General features: G+C 65.6%; 19 protein-coding genes and 2 pseudogenes. 12 read left to right on the top strand and 9 right to left on the bottom strand.

What is annotated here, in order from left to right:
- The first annotated feature begins 29 nt into the window (after window positions 1–29).
- Window positions 30–173, top strand: a complete 144-nt coding sequence (locus A5651_RS25560) for a hypothetical protein (protein ID WP_156663101.1) — start codon at window positions 30–32, stop codon at window positions 171–173.
- Between the two features lie 16 nt (window positions 174–189).
- Here A5651_RS25560 and A5651_RS21255 read toward each other — a convergent pair whose 3' ends face one another.
- Window positions 190–1,221, bottom strand: coding sequence for a hypothetical protein (locus tag A5651_RS21255; RefSeq protein ID WP_066985626.1), 1,032 nt, complete (start codon window positions 1,219–1,221; stop codon window positions 190–192).
- A gap of 77 nt (window positions 1,222–1,298) precedes the next feature.
- Here A5651_RS21255 and A5651_RS21250 point away from each other — a divergent pair, with 77 nt between their 5' ends.
- From A5651_RS21250 to A5651_RS21235, 4 genes and pseudogenes are all read left to right on the top strand, one after another.
- Window positions 1,299–2,555, top strand: a complete 1,257-nt coding sequence (locus A5651_RS21250) for an MFS transporter (RefSeq protein WP_066985623.1) — start codon at window positions 1,299–1,301, stop codon at window positions 2,553–2,555.
- A 114-nt stretch (window positions 2,556–2,669) separates the two neighbouring features.
- A pseudogene (locus A5651_RS21245) lies at window positions 2,670–2,871 on the top strand (hypothetical protein); the annotation flags it as partial.
- Window positions 2,872–2,930: 59 nt separating this feature from the next.
- On the top strand, window positions 2,931–4,427 hold the full coding sequence (locus A5651_RS21240; RefSeq protein ID WP_066985621.1) for an amino acid permease: 1,497 nt from the start codon (window positions 2,931–2,933) through the stop codon (window positions 4,425–4,427).
- A 66-nt stretch (window positions 4,428–4,493) separates the two neighbouring features.
- On the top strand, window positions 4,494–5,777 hold the full coding sequence (locus tag A5651_RS21235; RefSeq protein WP_066985618.1) for a primosomal protein: 1,284 nt from the start codon (window positions 4,494–4,496) through the stop codon (window positions 5,775–5,777).
- Here the strand turns inward: A5651_RS21235 and A5651_RS21230 are convergent, their stop codons facing one another.
- The 7 genes from A5651_RS21230 to A5651_RS21205 all read right to left on the bottom strand — a co-directional run bounded on the left by A5651_RS21230 (window position 5,778) and on the right by A5651_RS21205 (window position 10,418).
- The gene (locus A5651_RS21230; protein ID WP_066985614.1) at window positions 5,778–6,125 is read right to left on the bottom strand and encodes a VOC family protein; all 348 of its coding nucleotides are present in this window, start codon (window positions 6,123–6,125) and stop codon (window positions 5,778–5,780) included.
- 4 nt (window positions 6,126–6,129) lie between these two features.
- Complete coding sequence (locus tag A5651_RS21225; protein WP_066985673.1) at window positions 6,130–6,660, bottom strand: hypothetical protein; 531 nt, start codon at window positions 6,658–6,660, stop codon at window positions 6,130–6,132.
- A 22-nt stretch (window positions 6,661–6,682) separates the two neighbouring features.
- On the bottom strand, window positions 6,683–6,913 hold the full coding sequence (locus tag A5651_RS25065; protein ID WP_082943904.1) for a hypothetical protein: 231 nt from the start codon (window positions 6,911–6,913) through the stop codon (window positions 6,683–6,685).
- Window positions 6,914–7,015: 102 nt separating this feature from the next.
- Complete coding sequence (locus A5651_RS21220; RefSeq protein WP_066985610.1) at window positions 7,016–8,104, bottom strand: adenosine deaminase; 1,089 nt, start codon at window positions 8,102–8,104, stop codon at window positions 7,016–7,018.
- Window positions 8,101–9,402, bottom strand: coding sequence for a thymidine phosphorylase (locus A5651_RS21215; protein WP_066985608.1), 1,302 nt, complete (start codon window positions 9,400–9,402; stop codon window positions 8,101–8,103). The genes A5651_RS21220 and A5651_RS21215 overlap by 4 nt, the downstream gene beginning before the upstream one ends.
- Before the next feature lie 38 nt (window positions 9,403–9,440).
- Window positions 9,441–9,929 (bottom strand): DUF2231 domain-containing protein, encoded by a 489-nt coding sequence (locus A5651_RS21210; RefSeq protein WP_066985603.1) that lies wholly within the window; start codon window positions 9,927–9,929, stop codon window positions 9,441–9,443.
- Window positions 9,930–9,998: 69 nt separating this feature from the next.
- Window positions 9,999–10,418 carry a cytidine deaminase gene (locus A5651_RS21205; RefSeq protein ID WP_197496714.1) on the bottom strand — a complete coding sequence of 140 codons (420 nt, stop codon included), beginning with the start codon at window positions 10,416–10,418 and terminating at the stop codon, window positions 9,999–10,001.
- A gap of 196 nt (window positions 10,419–10,614) precedes the next feature.
- Between A5651_RS21205 and sdhC the strand changes: the two genes are divergently transcribed.
- The 6 genes and pseudogenes from sdhC to A5651_RS21175 form a co-directional block, all read left to right on the top strand.
- The gene (gene sdhC / locus A5651_RS21200; protein ID WP_082943903.1) at window positions 10,615–11,031 is read left to right on the top strand and encodes a succinate dehydrogenase, cytochrome b556 subunit; all 417 of its coding nucleotides are present in this window, start codon (window positions 10,615–10,617) and stop codon (window positions 11,029–11,031) included.
- Window positions 11,028–11,513 (top strand): succinate dehydrogenase hydrophobic membrane anchor subunit, encoded by a 486-nt coding sequence (locus A5651_RS21195; protein ID WP_066985598.1) that lies wholly within the window; start codon window positions 11,028–11,030, stop codon window positions 11,511–11,513. Before sdhC ends, A5651_RS21195 begins: the two co-directional genes overlap by 4 nt.
- A 3-nt stretch (window positions 11,514–11,516) precedes the next feature.
- Window positions 11,517–13,271: a succinate dehydrogenase flavoprotein subunit gene (gene sdhA / locus A5651_RS21190; protein WP_066985596.1), complete on the top strand. Its 1,755-nt coding sequence runs from the start codon at window positions 11,517–11,519 to the stop codon at window positions 13,269–13,271.
- A gap of 1 nt (window position 13,272) precedes the next feature.
- Window positions 13,273–14,052, top strand: coding sequence for a succinate dehydrogenase iron-sulfur subunit (locus A5651_RS21185; RefSeq protein WP_066985593.1), 780 nt, complete (start codon window positions 13,273–13,275; stop codon window positions 14,050–14,052).
- Between the two features lie 101 nt (window positions 14,053–14,153).
- Window positions 14,154–14,573: a hypothetical protein gene (locus A5651_RS25555; RefSeq protein WP_156663099.1), complete on the top strand. Its 420-nt coding sequence runs from the start codon at window positions 14,154–14,156 to the stop codon at window positions 14,571–14,573.
- Between the two features lie 99 nt (window positions 14,574–14,672).
- Window positions 14,673–15,284 (top strand): annotated as a pseudogene (locus A5651_RS21175) (carboxymuconolactone decarboxylase family protein); the annotation flags it as partial.
- 16 nt (window positions 15,285–15,300) lie between these two features.
- On the opposite strand, the gene A5651_RS21170 reads toward A5651_RS21175, so the two are convergent.
- The gene (locus A5651_RS21170; RefSeq protein WP_066985586.1) at window positions 15,301–16,206 is read right to left on the bottom strand and encodes a sigma-70 family RNA polymerase sigma factor; all 906 of its coding nucleotides are present in this window, start codon (window positions 16,204–16,206) and stop codon (window positions 15,301–15,303) included.
- Between the two features lie 119 nt (window positions 16,207–16,325).
- On the opposite strand from A5651_RS21170, the gene A5651_RS21165 reads away from it, so the two are divergent.
- Window positions 16,326–17,504 (top strand): aldehyde dehydrogenase family protein (locus A5651_RS21165; RefSeq protein ID WP_066985583.1); only part of this gene is annotated, 1,179 nt, incomplete at its 3' end.

Raw genomic sequence — 17,504 nt, 5'->3', positions numbered from 1 at the left:
AACCCTTTCCTCCATGTCACCACCTGCTGATGGCCCGCCGAGCCATCCACGTCAACATCGTGTCACCGCCGGTCAACCATGTCTGCGATATCGCAGGCTCGGCGGTCGCCGACTTCTGCCGGAGGGCTGCAGTCGGCGCGCAGACGACCCTGGCGCAGAACTCGGCGCAGTGACCAACGACGTGACAACTCAGCGGCCGGCTCTGTCCTCCAGTTGCAGCGTAAGGCGGAATGTCTCGACGAGCGCCAGCCAGTCGCCGCCGGAGACGACGTAGTCCGGCCGCTCATTCAACCGAGGCGCATCGTCACGCCACCCGAATCGAAAACGTGTCCCCGCCAAGTCGATACACGCTATGGTCAGCCGCTGCCCGCCCGACACACCCACAATGAGGCCGGCGAGCGCGGGGTAGTCATACGTGCTGCCGTCGCCACTTGTGACACTGTCGGGCTGAAAGGTGACCGCCGTCGCGGTGACCCGCGCCCGCGGCGCGGCGGCGCTGAGCGCATCGCCGCCCGGGTCGACCAGTCGCACGGCAGCGCCGTCGATGTCGACATACCAGCTCGGCCGACTGAGCGACCGCTCGTGCCGAAGGTGCTCTCGGAATGCGAACGGGCCGAATTCTTCGGCCAGGTACGGGTTGGGATACAGCAGGCACCGAGTGGGTTCCGTTGCCGTGGGCCCGCTCTCACCGCGGTCACCGACGGCGAGAAGCTCGTCGAACTCTGCTGACCACAGCCACGCATCGACCACTGCGACGGGCGGCGCGTCGAGTTGTGTCGAAGGAGCGATCCGACGATCCCGTCCACCAAGGACGAATCGGCGTGCATCCGATTGCAAATGAAGCGCCACACCCATGGTCGGCCACGGCCCCAGCAGTGCACCAGCCAACGAAAAGGCTTCTCCGGGCCACTTGTTGACGGTCAGGCTGTTGCGCCCGGTGACATCGATGAGCACTTTCTGCCGCGAACGCCGCCACACATAGGCCAACCAGATCAGCGGACCCACCACGACGATCGCGACTATCGCACCCAAGCCCCATGTCATCCACGGCCTCAACGATCTCACCATCGTCAACGCGAACACAGCCGCAGCGATCACCGCGTAGAGCACGTAGAAAATCCCTTTGCGCTTGCCGGATACGAGTTCGTTCATAGTCGAGACCATGGGCGGCTCCGATGCGACGAAGTGACGCGTCATTGCCGGCCCGTCATTCACGCTCATGCCGAGAAGTATCCGGCACCGGGCTCATACCGATCTCAATATCGTTCGTCTAGCCTGAGGTCGTGACGAGCGTTTCGATGCGGCGCATCTCGTTCGCCAGTTTCGTGGGCACGGCAATCGAGTACTACGACTTCTACATTTACGGGACCGCGGCCGCACTGGTCTTCCCAACCGTCTTCTTTCCGAACATGTCGTCGACGCTGGCGACCATCGCGTCGTTCGGCACATTCGCGGTAGCGTTCTTCTCAAGACCGTTGGGAGCGGCGGTATTCGGACACTTCGGCGACCGGCTCGGCCGCAAGAAGACCCTGATCGCGACGCTGCTGATCATGGGATTGTCCACCACGTGCGTCGGCCTTGTCCCCGGCGAAACGACGATCGGTGTCGCCGCACCCTTATTGCTGTTGACTCTGCGCGTGTTGCAGGGGTTCGCCGTCGGCGGGGAATGGGCGGGCGCGGCGCTGCTGAGCGCCGAATACGCGCCGCCGGCCAAGCGCGGCGCCTACGGGATGTTTCCTCAACTCGGCGTCGGCACAGGCTTGCTGCTGAGCAGCCTGGTGTTCCTCATCGTCAACCTCACTGTCGGCGAGAAGAGCCCGGCATTCCTCAACTGGGGCTGGCGGATGCCCTTCTTGTTCAGCGCGGTGCTGATCGGTGTGGCGCTCTACGTCCGGCTCAGCCTCGACGAGACCCCGGTATTCAAGCGGGAGATGACCGCCGGGACCGTTGCCCGCGCCCCGATCGTCGACCTCCTGCGGCAACAACCCCGGCAGACGCTGCTCGGTGCGGGCGCGATGACAGGCATCTTCACGTTCAGCTTCATGGCGGGCACGTACTTCATGGGATACGCCAGCACTCAGTTGAAGCATCCACGCGTGCTGATCCTCGCCGTCGGTTGCCTTGGCGCACTGTCGATGCTGCTGCTGACCGCTATTTCGGCGCAGCTCAGTGACAGGTATGGCCGCCGCATGATCATCCTGGTCGGCTTCGGTCTGGCGTTGCCGTGGTGTTTTGGGGTGGTGCCGCTGCTCGACACGGGGTCGCGGGCGCTGTTCGCGGGGGCCATCGTGGGGACGTTCGGGCTTCTCGGGATTTCGTACGGCCCGATGGCGTCGTTCATCCCCGAGGTTTTTGCGACCAAATTCCGTTACACCGGAGCCGGTTTGGCGTTCAATCTCGGCGGCATCCTCGGAGGCGCCTTGCCGCCTCTGGTGGCCGGAGCGCTCCTGGCGAAGTACGGCAGTTGGGCGATCGGGCTGCTGATGGCGGCCCTGATCCTGCTGAGCCTGCTCAGCACCTACGCCCTACCCGAAACCAAGGCGAAAGCGCTGTGACGCCGCAGCATCTCAATTCCGGGTCATTGTTTCCCGTTCGCCTCGCCCGCGGCGCCAACAGGGTGTCTACTCGATTCACCAGACAGTTCACGTTCGATAGGGGCGTGTGCCCCGATGACGAAGCGGGGTGAATGACATGGCACGCATCGACCTTTTCGCCAAGGTCCCCCTGATCGGGATGTCCATGGTGTTCCTGGCGATGGCGATCGTCGCCGTCACCGCCTACCTGCACGCCGGGTGGTGGTCGATCATCGGCTACGCGGCCGCTGCGGTGCTCGGCGTGTTCGGCTTCGCCTTCACCTTCAAAGACATCAACGACACCTCCAAGCCGCCGCCGGTGGTCCGGCGATCGGAGCCGTCGGACGGTGCGGCCCGATGACCGCCGAGCCGGAGCAGGCCGACTACGACACCTCGGCGTTGACCAGTGAGGACGAGGGTTACCACAAGGGGCTGCGACCGCGCCAACTGCAGATGATCGCGATCGGTGGCGCGATCGGCACCGGGCTGTTCCTGGGTGCCGGCGGCCGATTGGACAGCGCCGGGCCGGGGCTGTTCTTGGTATATGCGTTCTGTGGCGTCTTCGTGTTCCTGATCCTGCGGGCGCTCGGTGAACTTGTCCTGCACCGGCCGTCGTCGGGGTCCTTCGTGTCCTACGCGCGCGAATTCCTCGGCGAAAAGGCGGCGTTCGTCGCCGGCTGGATGTACTTCCTGAACTGGGCCATGACGTCGATCGTGGACTCGACGGCCATCGCCACCTATTTCCACTTCTGGGATGTGTTCGACCCCGTACCGCAATGGCTGATCGCCTTGATCGCGCTGGCCGTCGTGCTGGGACTGAACATGATCTCGGTCAGCGTGTTCGGTGAGCTGGAATTCTGGGCGGCGCTGATCAAAGTCATTGCGCTGGTGACGTTCCTGGTCGCGGGCACCATCTTTCTGGCGGGCCGCTACACGATCGACGGGCAGTCCACCGGCTTCAGCGTGATCGCCCACAACGGCGGACTGCTGCCGACGGGGCTCTTCCCCTTGGTCATCGTCACCTCCGGGGTGGTATTCGCTTATGCCGCAGTGGAACTCGTCGGCACCGCGGCCGGGGAGACGGCCAACCCGGAGAGGATAATGCCTCGGGCCATCAACTCGGTCATCGCGCGCATCGCGCTGTTCTACGTCGGCTCGGTGTTCCTGCTCGGGCTGCTGCTGCCCTACTCCGTCTATGACGCGGGCGAAAGTCCTTTCGTGACCTTCTTTTCCAAGATCGGCGTCAACGGGGCCGGAACCATCATGAACGTCGTCGTCCTCACCGCGGCGTTCTCCAGCCTCAACGCGGGCCTCTACTCGACCGGACGGATCCTGCGCTCGATGGCGATGAACGGCAGCGCGCCGAAGTTCACGTCGGTGATGTCGTCGCGCGGTGTGCCCTACGGCGGCATCTGCCTGACCGCGCTCATCGGGCTGTTCGGCGTGCTTCTCAACGGCATCGTTCCCTCGGAGGCGTTCGAGATCGTGCTCAACATGGCGGCGCTCGGCATCATCGCGTCCTGGGGCACCATCGTCATCTGCCAGATCCAGCTCTACCGGTGGTCGAAGCGGGGCATCCTCGAGCGGCCGTCGTTCCGGCTGTGGGGCACGCCGTACACCGGCTATCTGACGCTGTTGTTTCTGCTGGCGGTGCTGGTGCTGATGGCGTTCGATCCGCCGATCGGCACGTGGACCGTCGCATCCCTGGTCGTCATCGTCCCGGCCCTGGTGGTCGGCTGGTTCGCCGTCCGGTCGCGCGTGCTGGAAATCGCGCAGGAACGCAGGGGCTTCACGGGTCCGTTCCCGGTCGTGGCGAACCCGCCGGCGCCACGGTCGAAAGATAAGGACAAGTAGGAGCACGGCAGCTACCGAAGGCGGGCGACGGCGTCGGCGGCGAACTTCGTCGTTAGGCTGTGCCGCATGGCTGCTGACATCGTGCCGATCCGCCTCGGATTGACCAAGGGCGACCTGTACACATTGTGGGCCCCCCGCTGGCGTGACGCCGGCGACGAGTGGGAGGCGCTGCTGGGCCGCGACGACGACCTCTACGGCTTCGAGTCAGTCGCTGACCTGGTGGCCTTCGTGCGGACCAACACCGAAAACGACCTCGCCGACCACCCCGCCTGGGACAAGCTCACCGAGGCCAACGCCCACACCTTCGATCCGGCCGAGGATCGCCAATACGACCTGATCGGCGTGGAAGAGCTGCTCGCCGAGAAGCCGACCGAGGAGTCGGTGGCCACCCTGCACCGCACCCTGGCCATCGTGTCGTCGGTCGGATCGATCTGCGAACTGCCCGCGGTGACCAGGTTCTTCAACGGAAACCCGGTGCTGGGGACGCTGGGGCTGGGCATCGATCACTTCAGCGGTCGCAGCGGCCGCAAACGATGGAGCGAGATCGGCGCGATCATCGGCCGCAGCTGGGACAACGTCGTCGACACCATCGACGAGGTCGTCACCACCCCCGAGGTGGATGCGGCGGCGTCCGAGAAGGCGGCCGCCGAGCTGGACGCACCCAAGCCCCAGCCAGAAGAACTCGACGAGGTCCAGGACACCGAGGAGACCATCGACGAGGCCGAGGCCGAGGCAACCGACGCCGAGGACGAATCCGACAAGGCCCTCGAAGACCACGCGAGCGGGCTGGTCCTCGGCGCCGATGAGGACTTCTGGCTCAAGGTCGGCATCGATCCGATCCGGATGATCACCCGCGGCGGCACCTTCTATACGTTGCGGTGCTACCTCGACGACGCGCCGGTGTTCCTCGGCCGCAACGGCCGGGTCAGCGTGTTCGGATCCGAGCGGGCGCTCGCGCGCTACCTGGCCGACGAGCACGACCACGACCTGTCGGACCTGGCGACCTACGAGGACATCAAGACCGCTGCCACCGACGGATCGCTGCGCGTCGACGTCACCGACGAGAACGTCTATGTGACAAGCGGATTGGCCGACGATCTCGCCGATGGACCCGAGTCGGTCGACCGCGACCAGCTGGAGCTGGCCGTCGAGTTGCTCAGGGATGTCGGCGAATACGCCGAGGACGACATCGTCGACGAGACGCTGGACGCCGACATGCCGCTGGGCCGGCTGGTCGCCTACGTGCTGGACCCCGACACCGTCACCAAACCCAGCCCGACCTTCGCCGAAGCAGTCGAGCAGTGGGAGTCGCTGGAGACGTTCCTGGAGTCCCGGCTACGGCAGGAGTGACTAAAGTTCCGTGGCGCGCGGATGCCGCGGCTCGTACAGGCCGAGCTCTCCTCCGCCCGGTAGTCGGATCGACGTCAGCAGTCCCCACCCCTGATCGCTGACCCCGGAGCACGTCACCCCCTTGGCCGACAGCTGCTCGACGGTGGCGGTGATGTCGTCGCACATCAGGTAGAGCTCGTGGGACTGCGGCCCTTCGGTCGGGTGGACGGCGACCTCGCCGGGCGGGAGCTTGAAGATCAGCCAGCCGCCGCCGGCGTCGACGTGCGGATAGTCGAGCATCTCGGTGAAGAACGCCCGGTCGGCGTCGGCGTCACGGCTGTAGATGATGACGTGGCTGCCGGTGATCATCCCGCTAGGTCGCCAACGCCGCCTTGATGGCCGCGTCCTGGCGCTGACCGTAATCGAGCACCAGGTCCCCGGGCACGGGGTCGTCGGCGGGCCCGGAGAATCTCACGGTCGCAGCCGCGTTGCCCTGGGTGAAGGTCAGCACCGAAACCGACTGTGAGCGATCGGCAGACAGACCGCTGACGATCGTTCCGCCGGCTCCGACGGCCGCGGGTTCGGTTTTGGCGTCGACGACGTTCGCCTGTGAGCGCGCAGCGTCGATGGCCCCGGTCGCCGCAGCGGCGTCGGCGAGCATCAGCACCGTGCTTTTGATCTGGCGGGTGCCGTCACGGTGGGTAAAGGTAGTGGAAACCCCGGGCTGTCCGTCGGGATTCATCACCGGTGCCTCGGCGGTGAACGCCGTCGCATCGATCACCTCGTTGGGCTGAACCGGAATGGCGCCCAGGTCCGGTTGTGCTGCGGCAGAACCCATTCCGAGGGCCGTCCCGAGGCCGAGCACCGACGCCGCCAGCGCGCTGCGAACTGCGATTTTCGACATGTTCATTGCTCCCGATCTCCGATCAGCAGGGGTAGCAGGCCCAGCCGCGCCAACCGTCACGCCAGAACCACCCTGGCCCACAGCCCATTGCGCCCGTCGTGCCGTGGCAGTCGAGCGCTTCGAACTTCGGCCGTGGAGCCGGTTGAATGTAGACGGTGTCGTCCGTGGGCAGCGCGGCCATCGAGACCGGCGCAGTAGTTAAGGTGCCCAACAACATTGCCGCTGCGGCGGCGGTCATCATGATTTTCTGCATCAGAACCCCTCCCTCGACGTCGGGTATGAAGCGCGAGCAGACCTAAAGTTACGCGACACGCCGCCGCGACATGCGCGTTTGGACCCAGCTCGACGAGGAAAGTCAGCCGATCAACACGGCGAACCGCGGCTTGATCACCTCGTCGATGATCGCGAGCCGCTCGTCGAACGGGATGAACGCCGACTTCATCGCGTTGATGGTGAACCGGGCGAGGTCGCTCCAGCCATAGCCGAACGTCTCCACCAGGCGCAGCATCTCCTGGCTCATCGTGGTGTCGCTCATCAGCCGGTTGTCGGTGTTCACGGTGACGCGGAAGCGGCAGCGGGCCAGCAGATCGAAGGGATGCTCGGCGATGCTGCCGACGGCACCGGTCTGCACGTTGGAGCTAGGGCACAACTCGAGCGGTATCCGCTTGTCCCGCAATAGCGATGCCAGCCGCCCGAGACGCACGGCGCCGTCCGGGGCCACCATGATGTCGTCGACGATGCGCACGCCATGCCCGAGCCGATCCGCACCGCAGAACGCGATGGCCTCGTGGATGGACGGCAACCCGAAGGCTTCGCCCGCATGGATCGTGAAACGGCCGTTGTGGTTCCGCATGTATTCAAAGGCGTCGAGATGCCGTGTCGGCGGATAACCGGCCTCCGCGCCGGCGATGTCGAATCCGACAACGCCTTTATCCCTGAACCGGATCGCCAACTCGGCGATCTCTCGCGAGCGAGCCTGGTGGCGCATCGCGGTCACCAGGCAGCGCACGGTGATCGCGCGGTCGGCGCCGCTGGCGGCCTTCTCACCGTCGGCGAAGCCGGCCAGCACCGCGTCGACGACGGCGTCCAGCGACAGCCCACGGTCGATGTGCAATTCGGGGGCGAACCGGATCTCGGCGTACACCACGTTGTCGGCGGCCAGGTCTTCGACGCATTCGCAGGCCACCCGGTACAGCGCCTCCGGCGTCTGCATCACCCCGACCGTATGGGCGAACGGGGCCAGGTACCGCTCGAGCGATCCGCTGTGCGCCGAGGTCCGGAACCAAGTGGCCAGCTCGTCGACGTCGCCGACGGGCAGATCGTCGTAGCCGCTCTGCTGCGCGAGGTCCAGCACGGTGGCGGGTCGCAGCCCACCGTCAAGATGGTCGTGCAGCAGCGCCTTCGGTGCCTGCCCGATGGATTCCAGGGTCAGCGGTGTCGTCACGGGCAGATCCGATCAATGATCAACGGTCCGATGTCGGGTGCCGCATCGACGACGCTCCAGCCGCCGTCCAACTCGGCCAGCGCGCCGTCGAAGCGTTCTGGGGTGTCGGTGTAGAGCGTGAACAGCGTCTCGCCCGCGGCGACGGGTTCGCCCGGGCGGCGGTGGATCCGCAGGCCCGCACCGAACTGCACACGCTCACCGGGGGCGGCCCGGCCTGCGCCGAGCCGCCACACCGTCAGTCCCACCGCCATGGCGTCGATATCGCCCATCGTGCCACCGCGGGTGGCGGTGATGGTCTCGCAGTGCGAACCGACCGGCAATGGTTGAGTCAGGTCGCCACCCTGGGCGCTGACCAGCCGACGGAAACTGTCCATGGCCGACCCGTCGCGCAGCGTCTGGGCGGGGTCCACACCATCAACGCCCGCGGCGTCGAGCATCTCGATTGCCAACGCCAGCGTCAGCTCGACCACATCGGCCGGTCCCCCACCGGCCAGCACCTCGAGGGACTCCTCCACCTCGACGGCGTTGCCGACGGTGCGGCCCAGCGGCCGCTTCATGTCGGTCAGCAGCGCACGGGTGATCAGCCCCGCTTCCGCACCGAGTTCGACCATGGTGGCAGCCAACTCACGCGACTCGGCCTCGGTGGACAGGAACGCTCCCGAGCCGACCTTGGTGTCGAGCACCAACGCCCGGGTACCCTCGGCGATCTTTTTGCTCATCACCGAGCTGGCGATCAGCGGCAGCGACTCGGTGGTGGCGGTGACATCCCGCAGGGCGTAGATCTTGCGATCGGCGGGCGCCAGCTCACCCGCGGCAAATATTGCGGCGCCGAGGTCGCAAAGCTGTTGGCGGATCTGTCTTCTCGAGATCTCGGCGGTGAAACCTGCGATGGCTTCCAGCTTGTCGAGGGTGCCACCGGTGTGACCGAGGCCGCGACCGGCCGCCTGCGGCACGGTCCCGCCGCAGGCCATGACGACGGGAACCAGCGGGATGGTGATCTTGTCGCCCACCCCGCCGGTGGAGTGCTTGTCCACCAACGCAAGCGGCTTGCCGTCGCGACGCAGATCGCGGAAGTCCATTCGCTCGCCGGAGTCGACCATGGCCGCTGTCCAACGGGCGATCTCGCGGCCGGTCATGCCACGCAGAAAGATCGCCATCAGCAAGGCTGACATCTGCGCGTCGGCCACTCGCCCGTCGGTGTAGGCGGCGATCACCCAGTCGATCGCCGCATCGGACAGTGCGGCTCCGTCGCGCTTGGTCCTGATGATTGTCGGCGCGTCGAATGCATACGCCGTCACAGCCGGTCACGTTACCGGTGACCGTGTGGGAAACGCCGCTATGCGGCGGCGTTGCGGTGGCTCAAGGAGCTGGGTGCATCAGGATGGGCTCCCTCGTCGACGCCGATCGCCAGGCGGTCAACGAGTTCGCCGCCCAGCCATGCGGCAGCGGCGGCGATCACCACCGCAACGAAGCTGCAGGCCAGCGCTGCGGGGGTGGGCTCCCATCCTCCTGCGTTCCAGCGCAGAAGCCAGCTCACGGCGAACAGCACGACCACGACGATGTTCGCAAGGCCGTGGATCAGTCCAATCCGCTTGGCGCGGGTATCGGCGGGGATCTTGAAATAGTCGATCCAGCCGAACGGGGCCGCCAAAGCGCCGCCGATGATTCCCCCTGCAATCGCATACGCCGCCGCAATGGTGAAACCGGTTCGGTCAGTGAACAGATAAACGATGTCGAAGATGACGGCAGTGGTCAGCAGGCCCACGGGAAACGGGATCAACATCGGGTGGATCGGATGTCCCAGGAGCTTTGCGCGACTGGTCATTGCGACCTCCTCAGGCACGTGACGCGACGGCAACCGGATTACCCTCGCGCGGCGTCGTCAAACGCGCCGTTAAGCCATATCCTGCGGACCGAATGCGTCAGGAAGAAGGTGGCGGAGAGGCCGCGGGCCCGACGGGTGGTCAATCAGCATGTCGGGTCCCCCGTGCTCCAACAAGACCTGCCGACAGCGCCCGCACGGCATCAGCAGGTCACTGTTTGCGGTAAGGCAGGACAGGGCGATCAGCCGCCCGCCGCCACCGGCGTATAGGGCGCAGGCCACAGCGCACTCGGCACAGAGACCTAGGCCATATGAGACATTTTCCACATTGCAGCCGACCACAATTCGCCCATCGTCGACCAGTGCCGCCGCCCCTACCGAAAAGCCGGAATACGGCGCATACGCCTGGGCGGCTGCTTCTATTGCTCTGGCCCGCAATGCTTTCCAGTCGATATCGGCAGCCACGTCAATTCTGCCGATCGGACTCTGCATGCATTTGGAAGCCTCCGTACCGTGGCCCGACACGTGATCTAGGTAACCTAACTTGCAGGTCAAACACCTCCGAACGGGTAACACGGTAGTGCTTTGGGCACTACAAATGGGTTTAGAGTCGCCCCGAGGTTTGGGCTAGGGTTTCCGAGACAAGGAGAGCCGACCCAAGCGTCCAGGAGATGGCGTTGGAGGTCGGATGAGTACGAGCACGGAGACGGCCGCCCCGCGAGCGAAGCCGGCTCGCAGACGCACCCTGTATCGCGGAGACCCGGGGATGTGGTCGTGGGTACTACACCGCATCACCGGCGCCACCATCTTCTTCTTCCTGTTCGTCCACGTCGTGGATACCGCGCTGGTGCGGGTCAGCCCGGAGGCCTACAACGAAGTCGTCTCCACCTACAAGACGCCGATCGTCGGGTTGATGGAGGTGGGACTCGTCGCCGCGGTGCTGTATCACGCGCTCAACGGCATCCGCGTCATCCTGATCGACTTCTGGCAGCACGGCGCCCGCTATCAGCGCGTCATGCTGTGGGCGGTAGCGGCCGTCTGGCTGGCCGTGATGATCCCCGCCCTCGGCGTGTTCGGCATGCACATGGCGGAGCGGTTCCTGTGAGCGCGCCAACGGGACAGACCTGGACGCCCCACCACCGTGAGGGCCGCATCGCCCCGGTGCTGGAGAAGGAACACGACCGGCCCGCATCGCTTGATCATCCGCGGGCACCGCGGCGCCCGCGAGGCATTCCGTACTTCGAGAAGTACGCGTGGCTGTTCATGCGGTTTTCCGGTGTGGCGCTGGTCTTTCTGGCGCTGGGCCACCTGTTCATCATGTTGATGTGGGATGACGGCGTCTACCGCGTCGACTTCAACTTCATCGCCCAACGCTGGGCATCGCCGTTCTGGCAGATCTGGGACATGGCACTGCTGTGGCTGGCGATGGTGCACGGCGCCAACGGCATGCGCACGATCATCGGCGACTACGCCCGCAAGAACATCACCAAGTTCTACTTGAACTCGCTGCTGCTGCTGGCCACCGGCTTCATTCTGGTGCTGGGTACCTACGTGCTGGTCACCTTCGACGCGAACATCGGGGGTTAAACCATGATTCAGGAACATCGCTACGACGTCGTCATCGTCGGCGCCGGTGGCGCAGGTATGCGTGCCGCGGTCGAGGCCGGACCGCGCGCCCGTACCGCGGTGCTGACCAAGCTGTACCCGACACGCAGCCACACCGGCGCCGCGCAGGGCGGCATGTGCGCCGCGCTGGCCAACGTCGAAGAGGACAACTGGGAGTGGCACACCTTCGACACCGTTAAGGGCGGCGACTACCTCGCCGACCAGGACGCCGTTGAGATCATGTGCAAGGAAGCCATCGATGCGGTGCTCGATCTCGAGAAGATGGGGATGCCGTTCAACCGCACCCCCGAAGGCCGCATCGACCAGCGCCGGTTCGGCGGACACACCCGTGATCACGGCAAGGCACCGGTGCGCCGCGCCTGCTACGCCGCCGACCGCACGGGTCACATGATCCTGCAGACGCTGTACCAGAACTGCGTCAAGCACGACGTCGAGTTCTTCAACGAGTTCTACGCGTTGGATATCGCGCTCACCGACACTCCCGGCGGCCCCGTCGCCACAGGTGTCATCGCGTACGAGTTGGCCACCGGCGATATCCACGTGTTCCACGCCAAGGCGATCGTGTTCGCCACCGGCGGCTCGGGCCGCATGTACAAGACGACGTCCAACGCCCACACGCTGACGGGCGACGGGCTGGGCATCATCTTCCGCAAGGGACTTCCGCTGGAAGACATGGAATTTCACCAGTTCCATCCGACGGGTCTGGCGGGGCTCGGGATCTTGATCTCCGAGGCGGTGCGCGGTGAGGGCGGTCGGCTGCTCAACGGTGACGGCGAACGGTTCATGGAGCGCTACGCGCCGACAATCGTCGACCTCGCGCCGCGCGACATCGTCGCTCGTTCGATGGTGCGCGAGGTGCTCGAGGGCCGCGGCGCCGGCCCGCACAAGGACTACGTCTACATCGACGTGCGTCACCTCGGCGAAGACGTGCTCGAGGCGAAGCTGCCCGACATCACCGAATTCGCCAGGACCTATCTGGGTGTCGACCCGGTCAAGGAACTGGTTCCGGTGTATCCCACCTGTCACTACGTGATGGGCGGCATCCCGACCACCGTGCACGGTCAGGTGTTGCGCGACAACACCAACATCGTGCCGGGGCTCTACGCGGCGGGCGAATGCGCCTGTGTGTCGGTGCATGGCGCCAACCGGCTGGGCACGAACTCGTTGTTGGACATCAACGTGTTCGGCCGTCGTGCGGGCATCGCCGCGGCGAACTACGCGCTCGGCCATGACCATGTCGACATGCCAGACAATCCGGCGGGAATGGTCGTCAACTGGATTGGCGACATCCTCTCCGAGCACGGCAACGAGCGTGTCGCCGACATCCGCGGTGCCCTGCAGCAGTCGATGGACAACAACGCCGCTGTGTTCCGCACCGAGGAGACCTTGAAGCAGGCGCTCACCGACATCCATGCGCTCAAGGAGCGCTACGCCCGAATTTCAGTGCACGACAAAGGAAAACGATTTAACAGCGATCTTCTCGAGGCGATCGAGCTCGGCATGCTGCTCGAGCTGGCAGAGGTCACCGTCGTGGGTGCGCTGAATCGCAAGGAGTCGCGCGGCGGCCATGCCCGCGAGGACTACCCCAACCGCGACGACACCAACTACATGCGCCACACGATGGCCTACAAGCAGGGCACCGAGCTGCTGTCCGACATCCGACTGGATTACAAACCCGTGGTGCAGACCCGCTATGAGCCGATGGAGCGGAAGTACTGACATGACGATCACTCCTGAGGTCGAAACGAACGAAACCGAGCTGCCGCCGGTGCCCGATGGCGCGGTGATGGTGACGCTGAAGATCGCCCGGTTCAACCCCGAGGATCCCGACAAGGCCGGCTGGCAGAGCTTCCGGGTGCCATGTCTGCCTACCGACCGCCTGCTCAACCTGCTGCACTACGTCAAGTGGTATCTCGACGGGACGCTGACATTCCGGCGCTCGTGTGCGCACGGTGTGTGCGGGTCGGATGCCATGCGCATCAACGGAGTCAACCGGTTGGCGTGCAAGGTGCTGATGCGCGATCTGCTGCCGAAAAACCCGAACAAGCAGCTGACGATCACCATCGAACCGATCCGCGGCCTGCCGGTGGAGAAGGACCTCGTGGTGAACATGGAGCCGTTCTTCGACGCCTATCGGGCGGTGAAGCCGTACCTGGTCACCAGTGGCAACCCGCCGACGCGCGAACGGATTCAGAGCCCGACCGACCGGGCCCGCTACGACGACACCACCAAATGCATCCTGTGCGCGTGCTGCACCACCAGCTGCCCGATCTATTGGAGCGAAGGGTCGTACTTCGGGCCCGCCGCGATCGTCAACGCGCACCGGTTCATCTTCGACAGCCGCGACGAGGCCGCCGCCGAGCGGCTCGACATCCTCAATGAGGTCGACGGCGTGTGGCGCTGCCGGACGACGTTCAACTGCACCGAGTCCTGCCCGCGCGGTATCCAGGTAACGCAGGCGATCCAGGAGGTCAAGCGCGCGTTGATGTTTGCGCGCTGAGCGATTTCGGCGACGTCAATATCGTTCACGGTTGAGGCCGAGCCCGAGTGGGTACGTCACGGTTTGCGAGTAAGCCGACTCTGAAGAAACCGAGGCTGAACATGACCGACCGCATGATCTCTCGACGGGTCTCCGTCACCGCCGGGATTGCCGCCGCCGTCATCGCGACCACGCTGACCGCGTGCGGTGGGGGGGACAAGGGTGAGGAGAAAACCACCACGACGACCAGCACGACGACCACGGCGACCACGACCGTGGCCCCGCCGTCACCGGCCGAGACGGGCGCGCCAGGCGCGGGCACTGGCGCACCGGGCGCCGGAGCCGGACCGGGCGGCGCCACCGCAGGCGTGCCGGGCGCGGGTGCCGGTGCCGGACCTGGCGGAGCGGACGCCGGCGCCGGCGGTGCGGGCGCTGGAGCCGGGCCGGGTGGTGCGACGGCAGGTGTGCCGGGCGCTGGCGCCGGAGCGGGTCCGGGCGGCGCAGGTGCCTGCGCGGGCGGTGTCTGCGTCGGCACGCCCTGATAGCACGTAGCTCGAGACTGCGGAGAGATCGTCGAAACGGCGCGAATCGCGATCTCTCCGCAGTTTTTGCTTGTCTGGGAGTCACACATTGTGGGGCTGCATCGTCTTACGGGTATGACGCAGAAAACCCGTATCGCTCCCCTGCCACCGCAGCGCGCGTCGCTGCTGACCAAGCTGATGTACTCCTACGCCAAACGCCGGTTCGGTGAGGTGCCGGAACCGTTCACCGTCGCCGCGCATCACCCGAGGCTGATGATGGCCAACGGTGTGCACGAGATGCTGCTGCAGTCCGGCTCCAAGAAGCTGCCCGCCAGCGTCCGCGAACTGGCCGTTTTCTGGGCCGCCCGCACGATCGGTTGCTCGTGGTGCGTCGACTTCGGCTCAATGCTCATGCGCTTGGAGGATCTCGACGTCGAGCGGCTCAAGGACATAGATTCCTACGCCACGTCTCCGCTTTTCACCGACGACGAGCGCGCGGCCATCGCCTACGCCAATGCCATGACCACCGATCCGCACACGATCACCGATGAACAGGTCGACGATCTGCGGCGCCGCTTCGGCGACGACGGTGTGATCGAGCTGACCTATCAGGTCGGCGTGGAGAACATGCGGGCGCGCATGTATTCGGCGCTGGGCATCACCGAGCAGGGCTTCAGTTCGGGCGACGCGTGCCGGGTGCCGTGGGCCACGGGTGAGGCCGCCCCCTCGTGACAGGCCTACAAGCGGTCTAAGAACGCTGCCGAAGCGGCGACCCGGTGAACTTGTCCGGGTTGGCGATATCCCATATCGCGCAGACCTTTCCGTCGCGCACGGTCATCGCAGTGACCCGCGGCATCATCGCCGGATAACCGTCTGCGGCCGGCACGCCAGGGGTGTAGGCACCGAGTTCGCCGTTGACGAGGGCCAGCTGGTTTGTCGATAGCCAGTTCGGCCCGTAGCGGCGGGCCAGGCCGAACAAGAACCGCGCGACCTTGTCCGGACCGTGGATGACCCGTGCCGCCGTCGGCGCCCTGCGGTTGGAGTCGCCGGTGAACGTCACCTCGGGATGAAGCAGGCGCACAACGGCTTCCATGTCGCCGGCGGCCAGCGCAGCCATCAATGCGCCCACCACCTCGTTGTGTGTATCACCCGCCGGCTGCGGCGCCGACGCGACGATTCGCCGTGCGCGAGAAGCCAATTGCCGCGCCGCCGTATCGCTGACGCCCAGCACCGACGCGACCTCGGCGAACGGCACGGCGAATCCGTCGCGCAACACGAAGGCCACACGCTGATCGGGCGTCAACCGCTCGAGCACGACCATCGCGGCGAACCGCGTGTCCTCATCGGCCACCACCGCGGCCAGCGGGTCGTTGGCGTCGAACCCCGTCACGACCGGCTCGGGCAGCCATTCGCCGTAGTAGGTCTCGCGCCGATGTGCCGCCGACCGTAACCTGTCCAGGCCCAGCCTGGAGACCACCGTCGTCAGCCACGCCCGCAGATCGGCGATGTCGCCGGTGTCGGCTTTGTGCCAGCGCAGCCACGCGTCTTGGACGATGTCTTCGGCGTCGGCAATGGTCCCGGTGAGCCGATAGGCGACGGCCAGCAGGTGCGGACGCAGGTCCTCGAACTCGTCGACACGCGTGCTGGCGGTCATGTCGTAAGTCTAGAAGCCAGTCGAGATGCACTGGAATCCGTAGTGTTCGTTGCACTGTGCGACTGATTTCGTGCAGGATTGCGCAGAACAGCTTGTAAATGCGCTAAGGAGCAACCGTTATGAGCGCGTCACTGTATGCGGTTACCGACCCGGCGACGGGTGAGGTGGTCAAGGAGTATCCGACCGCAACCGACCAGCAGATCGATGCGGCGATCGCCGCGGCCACCAAGGTGCACCGCGAATGGTCACGCAGTTCGTCCGTCGCCGACCGCGCCGCCCTGATCCGCAAGGTGGGCGCGCTGCACAACGACCGCAAGGAAGAGCTCGCCAAGATCATCAATCGAGAGATGGGCAAGCCCATCGACCAGTCCGAGGGCGAGGTGGAGTTCAGCGCGGCGATCTACCAGTATTACGCCGACAACGCCGAGAAGTTCCTCGCCGACGAACCCATCGAGCTTCTCGAGGGCGAGGGGTCTGCATTGATCCGGCGCAGCTCCGTCGGCGTTCTGCTCGGCATCATGCCGTGGAACTACCCCTATTACCAGGTCGCCCGCTTCGCCGGTCCCAACCTCACGCTGGGCAACACCATCGTTCTCAAGCACGCCCCGCAATGTCCGGAATCAGCGGAGGCGATGCAGCAGATCTTCACCGACGCCGGCTATCCCGAGGGTGCCTACGTCAACATCTATGCGACCAACGAACAGGTCGCCGATATCATCGCCGACCCACGCGTGCAAGGGGTTTCGCTGACCGGCTCCGAGCGCGCGGGCGCGGCCGTCGCCGAGATCGCCGGGCGCAACCTCAAGAAGGTCGTCCTCGAACTCGGCGGCTCGGATCCGTTCATCGTGCTGAGCTCCGACGACCTCGACTCCACCGTCGCGGCAGCCGAACGACTCGAGAAGCAGGTGAAGCGCGCGGTCGACGACGGCGCCACCCTGGTCGCAGAGGGTGAGCGCACAGGCGCGTACTTCCCGCCAGGTGTGCTGACCAACCTGTCGCCCGATTCGCCGTCCTACCGCGAGGAATTGTTCGGCCCGGTCGCGACCGTGTTCAAGGTGGGCTCGGAGGACGAGGCCGTTGCACTGGCCAACGACACACCGTTTGGCCTCGGCTCCTACGTCTTCACCACCGACGATGAGCAGGCGCGCCGCGTCGCCGACAAAATCGAGGCGGGCATGGTGTTCGTGAATGCCGTTGGCGCAGAAGGTGTTGAGCTTCCGTTCGGTGGCGTGAAGCGGTCGGGCTTCGGCCGGGAGCTCGGCCGCTACGGCATCGACGAATTCGTCAACAAGAAACTG

The sequence above is a fragment of the Mycobacterium sp. 1274761.0 genome, assembly GCF_001668615.1.
Classification (GTDB): Bacteria; Actinomycetota; Actinomycetes; order Mycobacteriales; family Mycobacteriaceae; genus Mycobacterium.
This window is presented reverse-complemented; position numbering and strand designations above follow the sequence as displayed.

Coding starts and splice junctions, on each gene's coding strand:
- A5651_RS25560 (WP_156663101.1), top strand. CDS start 30: ATGGCCCGCCGAGCCATCCACGTCAACATCGTGTCACCGCCGGTCAAC.
- A5651_RS21255 (WP_066985626.1), bottom strand. CDS start 1,221: ATGAGCGTGAATGACGGGCCGGCAATGACGCGTCACTTCGTCGCATCG.
- A5651_RS21250 (WP_066985623.1), top strand. CDS start 1,299: ATGCGGCGCATCTCGTTCGCCAGTTTCGTGGGCACGGCAATCGAGTAC.
- A5651_RS21240 (WP_066985621.1), top strand. CDS start 2,931: ATGACCGCCGAGCCGGAGCAGGCCGACTACGACACCTCGGCGTTGACC.
- A5651_RS21235 (WP_066985618.1), top strand. CDS start 4,494: ATGGCTGCTGACATCGTGCCGATCCGCCTCGGATTGACCAAGGGCGAC.
- A5651_RS21230 (WP_066985614.1), bottom strand. CDS start 6,125: ATGATCACCGGCAGCCACGTCATCATCTACAGCCGTGACGCCGACGCC.
- A5651_RS21225 (WP_066985673.1), bottom strand. CDS start 6,660: ATGTCGAAAATCGCAGTTCGCAGCGCGCTGGCGGCGTCGGTGCTCGGC.
- A5651_RS25065 (WP_082943904.1), bottom strand. CDS start 6,913: ATGCAGAAAATCATGATGACCGCCGCCGCAGCGGCAATGTTGTTGGGC.
- A5651_RS21210 (WP_066985603.1), bottom strand. CDS start 9,929: ATGACCAGTCGCGCAAAGCTCCTGGGACATCCGATCCACCCGATGTTG.
- A5651_RS21205 (WP_197496714.1), bottom strand. CDS start 10,418: ATGCAGAGTCCGATCGGCAGAATTGACGTGGCTGCCGATATCGACTGG.
- sdhC (WP_082943903.1), top strand. CDS start 10,615: ATGAGTACGAGCACGGAGACGGCCGCCCCGCGAGCGAAGCCGGCTCGC.
- sdhA (WP_066985596.1), top strand. CDS start 11,517: ATGATTCAGGAACATCGCTACGACGTCGTCATCGTCGGCGCCGGTGGC.
- A5651_RS21185 (WP_066985593.1), top strand. CDS start 13,273: ATGACGATCACTCCTGAGGTCGAAACGAACGAAACCGAGCTGCCGCCG.
- A5651_RS25555 (WP_156663099.1), top strand. CDS start 14,154: ATGACCGACCGCATGATCTCTCGACGGGTCTCCGTCACCGCCGGGATT.
- A5651_RS21170 (WP_066985586.1), bottom strand. CDS start 16,206: ATGACCGCCAGCACGCGTGTCGACGAGTTCGAGGACCTGCGTCCGCAC.